Origin of the sequence: Phytobacter sp. MRY16-398, from assembly GCF_003925915.1 — a bacterium.
GTDB classification, from domain to species: domain Bacteria; phylum Pseudomonadota; class Gammaproteobacteria; order Enterobacterales; family Enterobacteriaceae; genus Phytobacter; species Phytobacter diazotrophicus.
The window spans coordinates 3,003,169-3,018,075 of the sequence record NZ_AP018756.1 but is presented as its reverse complement, the minus strand read 5'-3'; the positions used below and the strand labels follow the sequence as shown (position 1 = coordinate 3,018,075).

The 14,907-nt window shown below is 54.6% G+C and carries 14 protein-coding genes; 9 read left to right on the top strand and 5 right to left on the bottom strand.

From position 1 onward, the window contains the following. Positions 1 to 42 precede the first annotated feature (42 nt). Together MRY16398_RS14880 and MRY16398_RS14875 are read right to left on the bottom strand one after the other, a co-directional pair. Complete coding sequence (locus tag MRY16398_RS14880) at positions 43 to 1,353, bottom strand: MFS transporter (RefSeq protein WP_125124700.1); 1,311 nt, start codon at positions 1,351 to 1,353, stop codon at positions 43 to 45. Between the two features lie 581 nt (positions 1,354 to 1,934). Then, on the bottom strand, positions 1,935 to 3,131 hold the full coding sequence (locus MRY16398_RS14875) for an L-talarate/galactarate dehydratase (RefSeq protein WP_039079073.1): 1,197 nt from the start codon (positions 3,129 to 3,131) through the stop codon (positions 1,935 to 1,937). 316 nt (positions 3,132 to 3,447) lie between these two features. On the opposite strand from MRY16398_RS14875, the gene MRY16398_RS14870 reads away from it, so the two are divergent. From MRY16398_RS14870 to pptA, 4 genes are read left to right on the top strand one after another with little or no spacing between them, the layout of a single operon-like run. Further along, the gene (locus MRY16398_RS14870) at positions 3,448 to 4,461 is read left to right on the top strand and encodes a LacI family DNA-binding transcriptional regulator (protein WP_039079072.1); all 1,014 of its coding nucleotides are present in this window, start codon (positions 3,448 to 3,450) and stop codon (positions 4,459 to 4,461) included. A 4-nt stretch (positions 4,462 to 4,465) separates the two neighbouring features. After that, positions 4,466 to 4,996 carry an AAA family ATPase gene (locus MRY16398_RS14865; protein ID WP_039079071.1) on the top strand — a complete coding sequence of 177 codons (531 nt, stop codon included), beginning with the start codon at positions 4,466 to 4,468 and terminating at the stop codon, positions 4,994 to 4,996. A gap of 32 nt (positions 4,997 to 5,028) precedes the next feature. Then, positions 5,029 to 5,646, top strand: coding sequence for a glutathione S-transferase family protein (locus MRY16398_RS14860; protein ID WP_107223093.1), 618 nt, complete (start codon positions 5,029 to 5,031; stop codon positions 5,644 to 5,646). Positions 5,647 to 5,701: 55 nt separating this feature from the next. Next, positions 5,702 to 5,932: a tautomerase PptA gene (gene pptA, locus MRY16398_RS14855; protein WP_039079069.1), complete on the top strand. Its 231-nt coding sequence runs from the start codon at positions 5,702 to 5,704 to the stop codon at positions 5,930 to 5,932. A gap of 151 nt (positions 5,933 to 6,083) precedes the next feature. Here pptA and MRY16398_RS14850 read toward each other — a convergent pair whose 3' ends face one another. Further along, complete coding sequence (locus tag MRY16398_RS14850; protein WP_079497459.1) at positions 6,084 to 6,656, bottom strand: flavin reductase family protein; 573 nt, start codon at positions 6,654 to 6,656, stop codon at positions 6,084 to 6,086. 194 nt (positions 6,657 to 6,850) lie between these two features. On the opposite strand from MRY16398_RS14850, the gene MRY16398_RS14845 reads away from it, so the two are divergent. Next, the gene (locus MRY16398_RS14845; RefSeq protein ID WP_125124699.1) at positions 6,851 to 7,945 is read left to right on the top strand and encodes a malate/lactate/ureidoglycolate dehydrogenase; all 1,095 of its coding nucleotides are present in this window, start codon (positions 6,851 to 6,853) and stop codon (positions 7,943 to 7,945) included. 36 nt (positions 7,946 to 7,981) lie between these two features. On the opposite strand, the gene MRY16398_RS14840 is transcribed toward MRY16398_RS14845, so the two are convergent. Then, positions 7,982 to 9,772, bottom strand: a complete 1,791-nt coding sequence (locus MRY16398_RS14840) for a sensor domain-containing diguanylate cyclase (protein WP_125124698.1) — start codon at positions 9,770 to 9,772, stop codon at positions 7,982 to 7,984. 243 nt (positions 9,773 to 10,015) lie between these two features. On the opposite strand from MRY16398_RS14840, the gene MRY16398_RS14835 reads away from it, so the two are divergent. The 4 genes from MRY16398_RS14835 to nhoA all read left to right on the top strand — a co-directional run bounded on the left by MRY16398_RS14835 (position 10,016) and on the right by nhoA (position 14,292). Beyond that, positions 10,016 to 10,717, top strand: a complete 702-nt coding sequence (locus MRY16398_RS14835) for an ABC transporter ATP-binding protein (RefSeq protein WP_125124697.1) — start codon at positions 10,016 to 10,018, stop codon at positions 10,715 to 10,717. Continuing rightward, positions 10,714 to 11,676: an ABC transporter substrate-binding protein gene (locus MRY16398_RS14830; RefSeq protein WP_125124696.1), complete on the top strand. Its 963-nt coding sequence runs from the start codon at positions 10,714 to 10,716 to the stop codon at positions 11,674 to 11,676. Before MRY16398_RS14835 ends, MRY16398_RS14830 begins: the two co-directional genes overlap by 4 nt. A gap of 42 nt (positions 11,677 to 11,718) precedes the next feature. Further along, positions 11,719 to 13,374 (top strand): ABC transporter permease, encoded by a 1,656-nt coding sequence (locus MRY16398_RS14825; RefSeq protein ID WP_125124695.1) that lies wholly within the window; start codon positions 11,719 to 11,721, stop codon positions 13,372 to 13,374. Positions 13,375 to 13,449: 75 nt separating this feature from the next. Beyond that, the gene (gene nhoA, locus MRY16398_RS14820; protein WP_125124694.1) at positions 13,450 to 14,292 is read left to right on the top strand and encodes an N-hydroxyarylamine O-acetyltransferase; all 843 of its coding nucleotides are present in this window, start codon (positions 13,450 to 13,452) and stop codon (positions 14,290 to 14,292) included. Here the strand turns inward: nhoA and MRY16398_RS14815 are convergent. Further along, positions 14,274 to 14,864 (bottom strand): TetR family transcriptional regulator, encoded by a 591-nt coding sequence (locus MRY16398_RS14815; protein WP_125124693.1) that lies wholly within the window; start codon positions 14,862 to 14,864, stop codon positions 14,274 to 14,276. The genes nhoA and MRY16398_RS14815 overlap by 19 nt on opposite strands. Positions 14,865 to 14,907: the final 43 nt, after the last annotated feature.

The window sequence follows — 14,907 nt, the reverse complement described above, 5'->3', positions numbered from 1 at the left end:
AACATGCTGCTTCGCCGGATGCGAAGCAGCGTACGTTCATTTTCAGGCGGCGGAAGGCGTAAGTTGAATACGCTCCAGCGAACCGACAATAAACAGATAAGAGAACAGGCCAATTAAGCCCATCGATCCCACATACAAAATGGCGTAATCAAACGACTGGGTACTGGAGAGAATCACCCCAATCACCAGAGGCGTAATAATACTGGCCAGGTTGCCGCACATATTAAAGACGCCACCCGCAATGCCCAGCACTTCTTTCGGCGAGGTATCGCTCAGTACGCACCAGCCTAAATTACCGAAGCCTTTGGCGAAGAAGGCCAGGCTCATGGCGGCAATGACCACCACTTCTGACTGGGTGTAGTTTGCCACCACAATCACGCAGGAGAGCAACATGCCGCAGATAACCGGGAATTTGCGCGCAGTGGTCAGGCTGTAACCGCGTTTTAATAACCAGTCAGAAAACACACCGCCCATCAGGCCGCCAATAAACCCGGCGATCGCCGGAATACTGGCAATAAACCCGACCTTGAGAATCGACATCCCTTTTGCCTGATATAAATAGGTCGGAAACCAGGTCAGGAAGAACCAGGTGATAGACGTTACGCAGAACTGACCGATATACACGCCGATCATCATGCGATTCACACAGACGCTTTTGATCTGGGCAAGGGAAATCTTTTCCGATTTCTTCGCATTACCCAGCTCCGGTTCGCCGCCGCCTTCGCGGATATAATCCAGCTCCTGCTGGTTGATTTTCTTGTGCTGTAGCGGGTCGCGAATCTTCGCCAGCCAGACAATTCCCAGCACCACGCCGATAGCGCCGATGTAATAGAACACGTAGTGCCAGCTCATGTTATGCAGGATAAGTGTCATCAGCGGCGTGACAATCCCGAGCGAGATGTACTGTGCGGCCTGATAAACCGCTGTCACGAAACCGCGCTCTTTATTGGGGAACCACTGTACGCTCAGGCGGCTGTTCGCCGGAAAGGCCGGTGCTTCAATCGCCCCCATTAGCAGGCGCAAAATAACCAATACAATTAACGGACTGGCAAAAAGATAAATTGTTCCCTGAAACATGGTGACGATTGACCAGCCAATTAACGCGCAGCCATAAACAAGGCGCGAACCATATTTATCCAGCAGCCATCCGCCGGGGATTTGCATAATGACATACGAAATGCCGAATGCCGAAAAGGCCAGTCCGAGTGCTTCTGGCTCAAAGCCTAATTCTTTACTCATGATAGGGGCGACCACTGAAAGGGTCGCGCGGTCAGCATAGTTAAATACCGTAGCCAGAAATAAGAAAATAAGAATACCGTGGCGCACGCTGGTGCGCTTAATAACATTACTCATAATCGATTCCTCGACGAGGTTTCCCCCGACGTGTGTATTAAACGGGAATGACTCCGTCGGTTATTTACTTCGTGGCGTTGACCGAACGGACAAGCAGGCCGGCCAGCGGCAGCACGCTGTTGCTATGGCAGAGCGGGTACGTTGTCTCTCGGCATAAGATGGCGCCAGTACAGGCACTCAAGGTCATGGAACACTCCTTTTCTTTATGTATGTTTGCGCTAACATTTATATAAAAATACCCAGAGAGGATCCATAATAAATGTATAAATGTGCCCTCACGATCACATATATTCTGCAATTGCATTATTTATGGGGAAAATTAAAAGATCTTAATCGGCTGCTGTTTTTTTAAAGGTAAATGGATAAGCGTAATAAATATATTTAAAAGTAACGAGCAGGGATAATGCCAGGATGTTGACGCAACCTGTGACTGTGACGGGTTATTTATATTGCGTGCGCGAGAAATAAAAAACGCTGCTCCGTCGGGAGTACAATAATATGGCGAAACAGCGGGGCATAACTATGCCAGTCTTCATGCTGCAATAAATAAAGACGGGAATATTTCCCGTCTTTATGACCTGTTACGGACGTTTGCCAAATTCACAGCTTAGCTGAGTCCAGGCGCGCGCTTGTTCACTCAGCGTGAAGCCCAGTCCATGACGGTCGGAGACGTACATGCGGCCATCGCGCAGTTCAAGCTGCTCATTAAACAGCGGGTTCAGCCATTCGAAGTGCTCCAGCCACGGCTCAAGCGGGTAGGCGGCAGAGAGGTGCAGGTGCACTTCCATGGCAAAGTGCGGGGCCAGTTTACGGCCATGCTTCGCGGCCAGATCCATGATTTTCAGGAACGGAGAGATACCGCCAACGCGTGGGGCATCCGGCTGAACGAAGTCGCTGGCGTTGCCCAGAATAAGCTGTTCGTGTTCGCGGAAACTGGTCAGCATTTCGCCGGTCGCGATGGGCGTATCCAGTGCGGCGGCCAGTTGGGCGTGGCCTTCCACGTCGTAGGCGTCCAGCGGCTCTTCAATCCAGATCAGATTGAACTGCTCCATTTTACGCCCCATGCGAATGGCGGTCTCGCGGTCCCATTGCTGGTTCGCGTCAACCATCAGCGGGAAATCATCGCCCAGTGCTTCACGCACGGCGGTCAGACGACGGATATCCTCTTTGGTGTCCGGCTGACCGACTTTCAGTTTGATACCCCCGATGCCATTTTCACGGGAGATCACCACGTTTTTCAGAACCTGATCCAACGGTGTGTGCAGGAAGCCGCCGGAGGTGTTGTAGCACTGTACGGAATCACGGTGCGCACCAAGCAGTTTTGCCAGCGGCAGACCGGCACGTTTTGCTTTCATATCCCAAAGCGCGATGTCGATAGGGGAGATGGCCTGTACGGCCATACCGCTACGGCCTACGGATGCGCCAGCCCACAGCAGTTTGCTGTAAATTTTGTCGATATCGTTCGGGTCTTCGCCCAGCAGATTATCGGCAATTTCTTTGGCGTGAGCATAAATACCCTGGCCGCCTGCACGTTTCGAGTAGCTGAAACCGACGCCTTCGAAACCGTCACGGCTGCGAATTTCCGCGATGATAATGGCAACTTCGGTCAGCGGTTTCTGACGACCGGTCAGCACTTTCGCATCACTTACGGGGGTAGCCAGCGGCAGGAACGCGAGGGAGAGTTTTACCCACTCGATACGGTCGCCGGTTTCGGCGGCAGTTTTAACACCCTGCGCTTTGGCATAGGTTACAGCAGCGGAATTCGCACTTACGGTCATGATTGACTCCTGTGAACGGTAATAATGTTTGCGCTAACATTTTTAATTCAGTTGAGAATAGACCGCCAGCATTTTGCCGTCAATATGTACAATTGATCACAATAAGAGACGTCAAAGAGAGGTTTTATTTGTGCTGGCTCACACTTCAAAACAGTTTGTGAAATTGTCTAGCTTTAAATGATATCGCTAACATTACGGTGTGATTCTGTTTTTAATCTACTGATTTTAAAGCTGATTAAAATAATGAGAGAGAAGCGAATTAAGCTAACAAATCGCTTATAATCCCTGTCACAAAAAGAAGCCGTTGTGAGTTTACATGTCGAAAACCTCTCGTCCTGTGCCCCCCAGGGCCCCCACATTAGAAGATGTCGCCCGCGCGGCGGGGTTGTCATCAATGACCGTCAGCCGGGCACTGAACACCCCGCAACTGGTGCGTCCTAAAACCGTGGAAAAAGTGCTCGCGGCGGTCAAGGCTACCGGCTACATCCCCAACGCGCTGGCGGGGGGGCTGGCGTCCCGGCGCAGCAAACTGATTGCCGTTGTGGTCCCGCAAATCAATAACAGCATGTTTGTCGATACCATTCAGTCGATAAGCGATGAGCTGGCGGTACGCGGTTATCATATGCTGCTGTGTGTGGCGGGTTACGCCCAGCAAACGGAAGCAGAGCTGGTGGCTACGCTCTTATCACGTCGTCCGGACGGTATTGTCCTCACAGGGATCCACCACTCAACGGAATTAAAGCGTGTGATCCTCAATGCCAGCGTACCGGTGGTAGAAATCTGGGATCTCACCCCCACACCATTGGATATGCTGGTGGGCTTTTCCCATGAAAAAGTGGGGGAGGCAACGGCGGATTATTTGCTGCGTAAAGGCTATAAACGCCCCGGCTTGCTGTGGACGGTAGATAATCGTGCGGCGCTGCGTAAAAGCGGACTGTGCGAGGCGCTGGCGCGTAATGATATTCGCGAGCCCGCTTTTGTGGATGTCTCGCTCCCGGCGCGTTTTGCCTCGGGGCGGCAGGGGCTTCGCGATTTGCTGAAAAAGGGTAGCTTCGATGTGATTGTTTGCAGTTCGGATACCCTTGCTCAGGGGGCGATTGTTGAAGCACAGGCCAGCGGATTACGGGTGCCACAGGATCTGGCGGTGATTGGCTTTGGCGATCTGGATTTTGCCGCCGATACCCATCCCTCCATCACAACGGTCAGCGTCGACCGGCAGGTTATCGGTCAACGTGCCGCTACGCTGCTGGCGGATCGCATCGAAGGGCTGCCTCAGCAAGAAACTATTGTGGATATTGGATTTCATTTTGTAGAAAGAGATTCGGCATAACGCTATGAAAATTAATGTGATCGGCACTAGTGGTAGCGGTAAAAGCACGCTTTCGCGGCGGCTGGCCGCGCAACTTAATGTGCCGTATATCGAAATGGACAGGCTTTACTGGCTGCCGGAGTGGCAAGGGCGCAGTGATGAGGACTTCTACGCATTGTTAGAAGAGACGCTGAATGCCACGCCAGGCTGGGTACTGGACGGCAATTACAACCGATCGCGGCCGATCAAATGGCGGGATGTCGATCTGGTTATCTGGCTGGATTACGGTTTCTGGCGTACCCTGCGCCAGGCGGTGCTTCGGGTGATTCGCCGGGCATGGCAGGGAAAAGAGCTGTGGCCTGGCACCGGCAATACGGAAAGTTTCCGTCGCGCATTTTTAAGCCGCGAGTCAATCCTCATCTGGACATTAAAAACCTGGCGCCATAACCGGGTACGTTACGCGGCCGATATGGCCAACCCGCAGTATCAACACATCCGCTTTGTGCGTCTTACCAGCCCACAGCAGGTCGACACCTTTCTTGCCAGTTTGACGTAGACTTACTGTTCACTCGCAAGAAAGGAGGTCATATGATCACCGTTTATGGCGCACCCGGCTGGGGTTCAGCCATCAGTGAGCTGATGCTGACGCTGGCGGATATCCCTTATCAGTTTGAGAATGTTGAAGGGTTCGATTCGCCGGGGCATAACCAGGAAAAATTGCTGAAACTCAACCCGCTTTGCCAGGTGCCTACGCTGCAACTTGACGATGGCAGCATCATGACGGAATCGGCTGCCATTGCGTTAATGATCCTCGATGAACACCCGCATCTGGCGCCGCCGACGGGCACGCCTGAACGTAATCAGTTCTGGCGGCTGTTGGTCTGGCTGGTGGCAAATGTTTACCCGACATTCACCTATGCCGACTATCCCGAACGCTTCGTTCCCGGTGCGGCGCAAGAACTGCGCGACCACTGTATCGCGTATCGTAAATCACTCTATATCTGGCTGGAACAGCAGTTACATGCCACGCCGTACGCGTTTGGCGAACAGCTAACGTTGTTAGATATCTATATCTGTGTAATCAGAACCTGGGGGCCACGGCATGACTGGTTTAAGGAAAACACGCCGAAAATCAGCGCGATTGCCGATGCGGTTTGCGCGCAACCCAGGCTGCAGTCCGTTTTGCGCCGTAACGACATTATTTGATAACTGACGTTTTTTCAGTGTGGTAGGTTGGTTGTCCCACTATAAGGAGCACACCATGCCACATGTTGATATCAAATGTTTTCCCCGTGACCTGAACGATGAGCAAAAAACCGCGCTGGCGGCCGATATCGCCGATGTGATCACCCGTCATTTAAGCAGCAAAGACAGTTCCATCAGCGTCGCGTTAACCGAAATCGACCCGGATGCGTGGAAAAGCGAAGTATGGGATACGGAAATCGGGCCGCAGATGGACACACTCATTAAGAAGCCCGGTTATCAGATGTAATGGCTTGCGGGGAAATGTCTGCGCACGCTTTTCCCCTCACCCCAACCCTCTCCCCAAAAGGGGCGAGGGGGGACGTAGCAGTGATAAGGCGTTTACGCCGCATCCTGGAATTGTCCCCGGTGGCGCTGCGCTTACCGGGGCGAGTTTCAGGTTAACCTGGAACTTTTATCGATTTGCCGCTGGTGACGAAATTGCCGCCGCCCAGATGGTGGATGGTGTTCAACTGGTCATTATCAAACTGCCAGTGGCCGTTGCTAAAGGCGCGTTCATCCGCAGCGGCCGAGACAACCTCACCAAACAAGGTGTCATACTTTTCCATTGCGGCAGTAGGCGGCAACAGGCGGCATTCCATCCACGCCAGACATTTTTCCTCTACGACCGGCAGCCCCAGTACCGGGCCAGCGATGGCCGGAATACCGTAACAGTTGAATTTATCCTCTTCGCGACCGCTAATGCTGCCCACCGCCCAGGTCCAGCGGGTGGCCGCCACGCCCGGCACCACAATGCCGAACATACCGCTGCGTTCAATCAGTTCACGCGACCAGGCGCTTTTGTCCACCACGATCGCGATGCGGGCGGGGGAAAATTCAACGGGCATTGACCAGGCCGCCGCCATAACATTGCGACGGTCGATACTCTCATCACGACTGGTAATCAGTATGGTCGGGCCGTGATTCAGCAAGCGGCTGGCGTGATCCAGCGCCACCGGACGGAAAAAACTCATAAGCCACTCCTTCGTTCTGTCGTGCAGGAATTAAAGCACAGATGCCCGGTACTAACACCGTGCATTGCATGTTTATCCCGCACAGAAACAATCTTCAGGTCATTATTCTCTGTGCCCGTACAGTTATTGACCTCAGGCAAGCTCACATGCAGCATGGAAATGCAGACAACAACATAATAAATGGAGAATTATCAATGGATACAGGGTTTCGTCTTCATCCCCAGCGCTTACACCATTTTATCGAGAAAATCCTGCACTATGCGGGCAGCGAACCACAGGAAGCTCGCCTGGTTGCGGACCATTTGCTGGCGGCAAATCTTGCCGGACACGATTCTCATGGCGTAGGGATGATCCCGAGCTATGTTCGCTCCCTTGAACAGGGCTACCTGCAACTTAACCGCCATGCCAGCGTGGTGAAAGATATGGGCGCGGTGGTCACCCTGAACGGCAATCAGGCTTTTGGTCAGGTCGCCGCGCATGAGGCTATCTCACTGGGCATTGAAAAGGCCCGACAACATGGCCTTGCCGCCGTTGCGCTTCACAATTCCCATCATATTGGACGTATTGGTTACTGGGCCGAACAGTGTGCCGCAGCCGGTTTTATCTCCATCCATTTTGTCAACGTCGTCGGCGATCCGATGGTGGCCCCGTTTGGCGGAAAAGACAGCCGGTTCGGAACAAATCCTTTTTGCGTGGTTTTCCCCCGGGAAGGGCAATCGCCCCTGTTGCTGGACTACGCAACCAGCGCCATTGCATTTGGAAAAACGCGCGTGGCTTACCACAAAGGCGAGCCGGTGCCCGATGGTTGTCTTATTGACGCGCAGGGGCTTCCCACTAACGACCCGGCGGTTATGCATCGTTCGCCGCTGGGGGCACTGGTGACGTTTGCGCAACATAAAGGCTATGCGCTGGCGGCACTGTGCGAAATTATGGGGGGAGCCTTATCCGGCGGACAGACCACCCATCAGGGCTCTTTGCAGGCCAGCGTCGATGCTATTTTCAACTGTATGACCACCATTATTTTAAACCCGGACATGTTTGCCGCGCCGGATATGCAGCAACAAACGCAGGCTTTCGTTGAATGGGTGAAACAGTCGCCGCATAGTAATGACGAGCCGATTCTGGTGCCAGGCGAGTGGGAGGAAAACAACCGCCGTCTGCGTAAGGCGCAGGGGATTCCGTTGGACCCGGGAAGCTGGCAGGGGATTTGTGCGGCGGCAGTGCGCGCCGGGATGCCGCAGGACGAGGCCGATCGCTTGCAGGCAGACTGTGAGCAAGTGACACTGTAACGAAATGGCTGCGCGCACTGCCGCGCAGCCGTCATATCAGGAGGTCTGCGGTGCGTTGGCGTTACGGGCGACCACAATCTGGCCTCGCCCCTGTTCTTTCGCCATATAAAGCGCAAGGTCCGCTGCCCGGATCAGATTTGCCGCCCGCGCATGCTGCGGCCAGGTAGCCAGACCGATCGAGATTGAAACCTGCCCGATATCATGCGACTCATAAAATATGCGATGGTCCAGTACGCTTTGCAGTAACCGTTCAGCCAGTTTTTTGGCATCGGTCTCGCTGGTATCCGGCAAAATAATCAGAAACTCCTCGCCACCGTAGCGGAAGGCAATCCCGTTATCGCCCACCGTATCCTGTAACAACCGGGCAATCTCGCGCAGCACTTTGTCACCCGCTTCGTGTCCGTGGCTATCATTAAGCTTTTTAAAGTAGTCGATATCGATCATCAGGCAACTCAGCGAGGTTCCGTTTGCCATCGACTGATCAACCAGGCTGCGAAGGGTCTCATCCAGATTATGGCGATTACGCAACCCGGTCAGCGAATCATGGGTCGCTTTTTCTGTCAGGGTATCGCGCAATATCTGGTTTGCCAGCGCAAGCGCGATGGTCTCTGCCATCAATTCCAGATAGGCGTAGGTCGGCTCTTTCTGCTGCTCATTATCAAAGGTGAGCAGGCCGATAATCTTGTTTTGCGCGATTAACGGAACACAGATGGCCCGTGCGGCCACCTCCGGCACAAGATGTTCGCAGGGCATATCTACCGAATCGTGCGACGGACAGTGCAGTTGTCCACGTTTTAATGCCCAACAGGCATCGGGGGTAAAGGGGGCATCCTCGCCGGGCGGCAGGAGCCAGCGGGCCGCGCATTTCATGCGGTTTGTCCGCGAATCCAGAATGTAGAGTCGCCCCCCCATGTCGGGGATGATTTTCGGCGCGAAACGGCCGACGACCCTGACAATGCCCGCATGGGAATCACAGCCCTGTAGACGTTGCGTCATCCTCGCCAGCAGTGTGCGCGAAGCCCACTCGGCATCACGTTCTTGCTCCAGACGCTGTCGGGCCAGACCGTTCTCACGAAAAATATGGATGGCCTGCGCCATATCGCCAATTTCATCTACCTGCGCCAGTACCGGTGTTTCCACCGCATAATCCTGTGTCGCCAGCCGGTTCACCACGTCGCTCAGCGTGACCACCGGGCGCAAGATGCGGTGTTTGATAATAAACCCAAGTACAAACAAGAAAAGCAGGGCGGTTATCGCCACCATCACCTCAGACACCGTGCGTAGCCGTTGCGATAGCGCCGTCGCCTCGGCAATGACGCTTGCAGTGCGTTGATCCGCCAGGCTGCGAAAATGGGCAAAACGGTATTCGGCCTGAGCAAGTTGGTCTTCATACTGCTGACCAAAGATGATATTCATGCCTTCATTAATATTGCCCGCTTCCACAGCGGCTATGGCAGCACGCTGCTCATCTTCAAGTTGATCAAAGACTTTAAGGCCATCCCGGAGGATCAATATTTCTGCTGACGTTGCGCCGTTATCGTGTAAACCCAGCAAATGGTTTTCGAACTGGATATCGGTCTCCAGCATTTGTCGCCAGGCCTTGATGTTCTCCGGCTGCCGCTTCACCACTGCCTCACGCGCAAGGTCACTCAACGCATACGCTTCTCGTTCAAGATCATCGGTCAGCGTATCGAAAAGGCGAATCTGGGCGACAGCTTCCCGTTCGGCTCGGTCCGCACCTGATGCGCTGAACAACGCAAAGCCGGAAGAGAGTGTCAGAACAACGGTTGCGATGTATGCAAAATTTGTGATCGTTGCGATACGCACGTAATCACCTTTTTATATTAGGGAAAATCAAGAGAGATCTTCTAAGAGTTTACTATTCTTCTATATAAATCAAGACGCAACATTACCGTAATTTATACGTCACATTTCCTGCCTATAGTCAGCCGCATCAAATCCCAAAGAGGATAACAATATGTATGCTCCCCTGACGTTCGTGCAGGTGGACGCGGCCCGTTGGATGAAGACCACGGGTATCAGACGCTTTCTCATTGTGGGAGAGCGCTAATGGACGCGTTCACAGAAATCCGCCTGGAAGGTGTGTCGTATGCCTTTGGCAGCAACACCGTTCTCAATCAGATCGATCTCCTTATTCCCGCAGGCACTATCGTGGCTTTGCTCGGCCCCTCAGGCTGCGGCAAAAGTACGCTGTTGCGTTTACTTGCCGGATTAACACAACCTGCTGACGGCACCATTACCTTCGGTTCGCGTCTGGTGGCGAAGGCCGGATGGGCGTTGCCGCCGGAGTCCCGTGATATTGGCATGGTTTTTCAGGACTATGCGCTGTGGCCGCATATGACGGTGGAAGAGAATATCGCTTTCCCGTTAAAGATGCGTAATGTCCCGCGCGCTGAACGTGAAAACCGTGTCCTGCAAGCGCTGGCGCGCGTTGGCCTTAGCGAGTTTGCTAAGCGCAAACCCTCCGGGCTCTCGGGTGGCCAGCAGCAGCGAGTGGCGCTGGCACGGGCCATTGTCGCCGAGCCGCGCGTGTTGTTGTTTGATGAACCCCTTTCCAATCTCGACAGTGAGCTGCGCGAATCTTTGTGCCGTGAGATGGCCTCGCTGCTTCGCCAGCTCGGCATCACCGCCGTTTATGTCACCCACGATCGCCGTGAAGCCGAGATCCTCGCTGACCGTATTGTTCATTTGTCTGCCGGTCGTGTAGACGCCATTCGTTCTATTACAACAACCTCAGGGGAAATTGCATGAAAATATCTTTGAAACAAGGAGTTGCTTTAGCCATGGTGTTATCGTCCGCTATGATGTCCAGCGCTCATGCGCTCACCGTTTATACCGCCGGTCCGGGCTCTCTGGCGAAAGGTCTTTCCAGCGGATTTGAGAAAAAAACCGGGGTGAAAGTGGATATCTTCCAGGCCACAACCGGCAAAGTCATGGCGCGCCTTGAAGCTGAGCAGGCCAACCCGCAGGCGGACATTCTGATTTCCGCCTCCTGGGACACCGCAGAAGATCTGCATAACCGTGGCTGGTTGCTGCCTTACCAAAGCGCCAACGCCGAAAAGGTGCCTGAGATGCTCAAAAGTACGGATTATGTCGCCCAGGGCGTTTCCGCGCTGGGTATCGTCTGGAATACCAAAAGCGGTACGCCAGAGCCGAAAGAGTGGAAAGATCTGACGGCGGCTGCGTTTAAAGACAAAGTCACTACCCCGGATCCGGCCCTGTCTGGCGCATCGCTGGACCTGCTGATCGGTCTGCAAAACGGCATGGGCGAAGGCGCCTGGACACTGTTTGATGAACTCAAGAAAAACGGCATGGTGGTTAGCGGTCCGAACGCCCAGGCGGTCACACCGGTGATGCAAGGTGCAAAAGCAGCGGTGTTTGGCGCGGTTGACTATGTTACCTATGGCAACATTGAGCAGGGTGAATCACTGAAAGTCATCTTCCCGGCCAGTGGTACCGTGATTGCGCCACGTCCCATGATGATCCTCAAATCCACACAACATGAAGCTGACGCTAAAGCGTTTGTGGACTATGTGCTGTCGCCGGAAGGACAGAAACTGGTGGCCGATGCCTGGCTGATGCCGGCGCGTACCGATGTGCAGGCCAAACGTCCTCTCTTTAACGAGTTGAAAATTCTGCCGACCAAAAACGACGGCACCAGCGAGCGCGGCGCCGTGCTCAAGCGCTTCAACACACTTTTCGCTCAGTAATCATCATCTGACGGGGGCAACCCCGTCTTCTGGATACTCGCCGTGAACCAACGATTAATCTCGCTTGTGACCGTGGCCGTGCTGATGGTTCTGGTCGCGTTGCCGTTGCTGTTTATTGTTCTGCAGGCCGTTTTCCCGCAGTTTAGCGCTGGCTCTTTGCAGGGCGCGTTTTCCGGGTTACGCCCGCTGTTTTCTGAACCACAACTCCCGGCAATGTTTGCCGGAACGCTGCAAATTGCCGCAGGCGTTGCGCTGCTGAGCGCCTGTATTGGCCTGCCGCTGGGGGTGGCGCGTGGACTGTTCGATTTACCCTGTCCACGGATGTGGGATCTGCTGTTTCTGATCCCGTTTCTGACGCCGCCCTATATTGCGGCGCTCTCCTGGATGCTGGTTTTGCAAACCAATGGTTATCTTGCTCAGTTATTGGGGTTCGATTTCAATGCATTGCTATTCAGCAAAAGCGGGATCGTGCTGGTCATGACACTCAATATTTTTCCGGTCGTTTATTTCGCGGTATCCCGTAGCCTGCTTGCCAGCGGGCAGCGTCTGGCGCTGGTTGCCCGCGTGCATGGCGCAACGACCAGGCGTGCCTTTTGGCATGTCACGCTGCCTATGTTATCGCCTTCGCTGGCGGCAGGCATGCTGCTGGCCTTCACCCTGGCGATTGAAGAGTATGGCGTACCTGCCGCGTTGGGCACCCGTTCCGGCGTGGTGATGCTGACCGTTGGTATTGAAAAAAAACTGGCCGACTGGCCCATCGACTTGCCGGGCGCCTCCATGCTTTCGCTGATTCTGATCGTGATTGCGCTCAGCGCCTGGTGGTTACAGGGCAAGTTGACCGGTGGAAAGGACGTGACCAGCGTGACGGGTAAACCCACGGAAAATATGGGGGCGAAACTGGGTATCGCGACCGTGCCGGTGGTAGGGGCGATGGCATTTGTCGGCTTTCTGGCGGTGCTGGTGCCGGGGCTGTCCATGGCGATCACCGGCGTGATGTCGACCCTGTCGGGCGGCTTATCACTGGCAAACGCCACGACTGCCCATTATGCCGCGCTGTTTGCTCAGCAGGGCGATGCCTTAACAGCCCTGGGGACCAGTTTGTCACTGGCTTTTGCGTCGGCATTGGTCACCGGTTTTGTCGGGCTGCTTGCCGCCTGGCTTGTGGTGGTTCAGCGCATCAAAGGGCGCAGTGTTATAGACGCCCTGTCGCTGATGCCCGCCGCGCTACCGGGTATTGTGGTCGGGGTAGGGCTGATTCTCTTGTGGAACCGCACGTTCTGGCCCGTCTCGCCGTACAACACCTGGGCTATTTTGCTGCTCTCGTACTGTTGCCTGTTGCTGCCCTGGCCGGTGCGCTATGTCGGGAGTGCGCTGCGTCAGTTAGGCGGGAATCTGGAGCCAGCCGCCCGTGTTCATGGCGCCAGCCCCCTGCAGGCATTGCGTTTTATTGTTCTGCCACTGGTCTTTCCGGCCATGCTGGCGGCGATGCTGATGGTTTTTGCTATCGCGTCGCGTGAGCTGGTGACATCGCTGCTGCTGGCCCCGGCAGGAACGCAAACGGTGGCGGTTTTTATCTGGCGGCAGTTTGAACAGGGATCGGTTGGGCAAGGCATGGCGATGGCGACGCTGGCGCTCATTACCGGGCTCGCATTGATGCTGACCGCGCTGGCGATTATGCAGCGGAGCACACAACGATAAATCCACGGCACAAAATCCCCTGTGCCCTGAAAAAAATGAGATATAACAGAAGGACATCTATTGCAGGAGCTTCTTATGACCTCGTTTTTGGACGACTATTTCGCCCGTATTGGCTATACCGCTGTCCCCGCTGTGAATCTGGAAACATTGCGTACATTGCATCTGCAGCATAACAGCAGCATTCCGTTTGAAAATATTGAGGTCGTTCTGCCTCGGGAAATCGAACTGAGCGATGAGGCCATCTTTAATAAACTGGTGATTGCCCGTCGTGGCGGCTACTGCTTTGAACAAAATGGCCTGTTTGAGCGCGTATTGCGCGAAATCGGCTTTGAGGTGCGCAGCCTGTTGGGGCGTGTGGTGCTGGCAAATCCGCCGCAGATGCCGCCGCGCACGCACCGTGTCGTGCTGGTGACGTTAGGGGACGAGCAGTGGATTGCGGATGTCGGCTTTGGCGGGCTCACGCTCACTGCGCCTGTACGCCTCAAGGCGGATATTGAGCAGGAGACGCCGCATGGTCTGTACCGTCTGCAACAGGCCGGGCCGGACTGGATTTTGCAGTTTCGCCACCACGATCGCTGGCAGTCTATTTACCAATTTGAGATGGGGCAGCAGTATCAGGCCGATTTTGTGATGGGGAATTTCCACTCGGCGCACTGGCCACAATCGCACTTTCGCCACCATTTGCTAATGTGCCTGCATCAGCCGGACGGCGGGAAATTGACGCTGACTAACTATCACTTCACCCACTGGCGCAACGGGCATGCGGTGGAGGAGAAGACCTTACCGGATACCCAGGCGTTGTATGACATCATGCAGCAACGATTCGGCCTGGGTACGGATGATCCGCATTATGGGTTCAGCGTTGAAGCGCTCGACACCGTGATGTCGCGTTTCGATCTTCATGGGGAAGGGGCGTAAAACAGCTCGCGATGAATCATGGCATCCAGGTGTCGATCAAACGCCGCATCGTCGACATCTGGCATGCCAAGCACATAGATGCCGTCAAGCCCGCAGACCAGGGCAATTAAGCGCCAGGCGATGTTTTCCGTCGAATCATGGCGGATAAACTCACCCGCTTTCACGCCCGCATCAATAATATCGACCACCTTTTCATGCCACATTTCCATCGTCAGCACATAAGCGCCTTTTAACTCGTGCTCTTTGTTTGCCAGCAGTTGGGCTTCCCGCCACAGACGGATATAGGGATCGAAGCCATCTTCATTGCTGCCAAGCATGGCATGCAACCGTTCGCGCCAGCTTGCGGATTCGGGTAACAGATCCACATCCAGCAGTTCGCCCATCACCCGCACAAACGCCTGCGCTTTTAGCTCTGCGCCCGAGCTGAAATGGTGATGTACCTGGCCCGTGGCGACACCGGCTTCGCTGGCTATCCTGCGCACGGTCATCCCGGCAAATCCGTCGCTTAACGCAACGCGTATCGCCGCCTGCAGGATCAATTCCCGGCGCTCGTCCCGACTCAAATAGCCCATATATCCCCCTAAACGTGAAGGAAACGGAGTCTAACAAAAAGCT

Excerpts from the sequence above, each read along its gene's own strand:
- MRY16398_RS14860 (WP_107223093.1), top strand. The coding sequence starts at position 5,029 with ATGATCACCGTTTATGGCGCACCCGGCTGGGGTTCAGCCATCAGTGAG.
- MRY16398_RS14830 (WP_125124696.1), top strand. The coding sequence starts at position 10,714 with ATGAAAATATCTTTGAAACAAGGAGTTGCTTTAGCCATGGTGTTATCG.
- MRY16398_RS14875 (WP_039079073.1), bottom strand. The coding sequence starts at position 3,131 with ATGACCGTAAGTGCGAATTCCGCTGCTGTAACCTATGCCAAAGCGCAG.
- pptA (WP_039079069.1), top strand. The coding sequence starts at position 5,702 with ATGCCACATGTTGATATCAAATGTTTTCCCCGTGACCTGAACGATGAG.
- MRY16398_RS14835 (WP_125124697.1), top strand. The coding sequence starts at position 10,016 with ATGGACGCGTTCACAGAAATCCGCCTGGAAGGTGTGTCGTATGCCTTT.
- MRY16398_RS14815 (WP_125124693.1), bottom strand. The coding sequence starts at position 14,864 with ATGGGCTATTTGAGTCGGGACGAGCGCCGGGAATTGATCCTGCAGGCG.
- MRY16398_RS14850 (WP_079497459.1), bottom strand. The coding sequence starts at position 6,656 with ATGAGTTTTTTCCGTCCGGTGGCGCTGGATCACGCCAGCCGCTTGCTG.
- MRY16398_RS14880 (WP_125124700.1), bottom strand. The coding sequence starts at position 1,353 with ATGAGTAATGTTATTAAGCGCACCAGCGTGCGCCACGGTATTCTTATT.
- MRY16398_RS14845 (WP_125124699.1), top strand. The coding sequence starts at position 6,851 with ATGGATACAGGGTTTCGTCTTCATCCCCAGCGCTTACACCATTTTATC.
- MRY16398_RS14870 (WP_039079072.1), top strand. The coding sequence starts at position 3,448 with ATGTCGAAAACCTCTCGTCCTGTGCCCCCCAGGGCCCCCACATTAGAA.
- nhoA (WP_125124694.1), top strand. The coding sequence starts at position 13,450 with ATGACCTCGTTTTTGGACGACTATTTCGCCCGTATTGGCTATACCGCT.
- MRY16398_RS14865 (WP_039079071.1), top strand. The coding sequence starts at position 4,466 with ATGAAAATTAATGTGATCGGCACTAGTGGTAGCGGTAAAAGCACGCTT.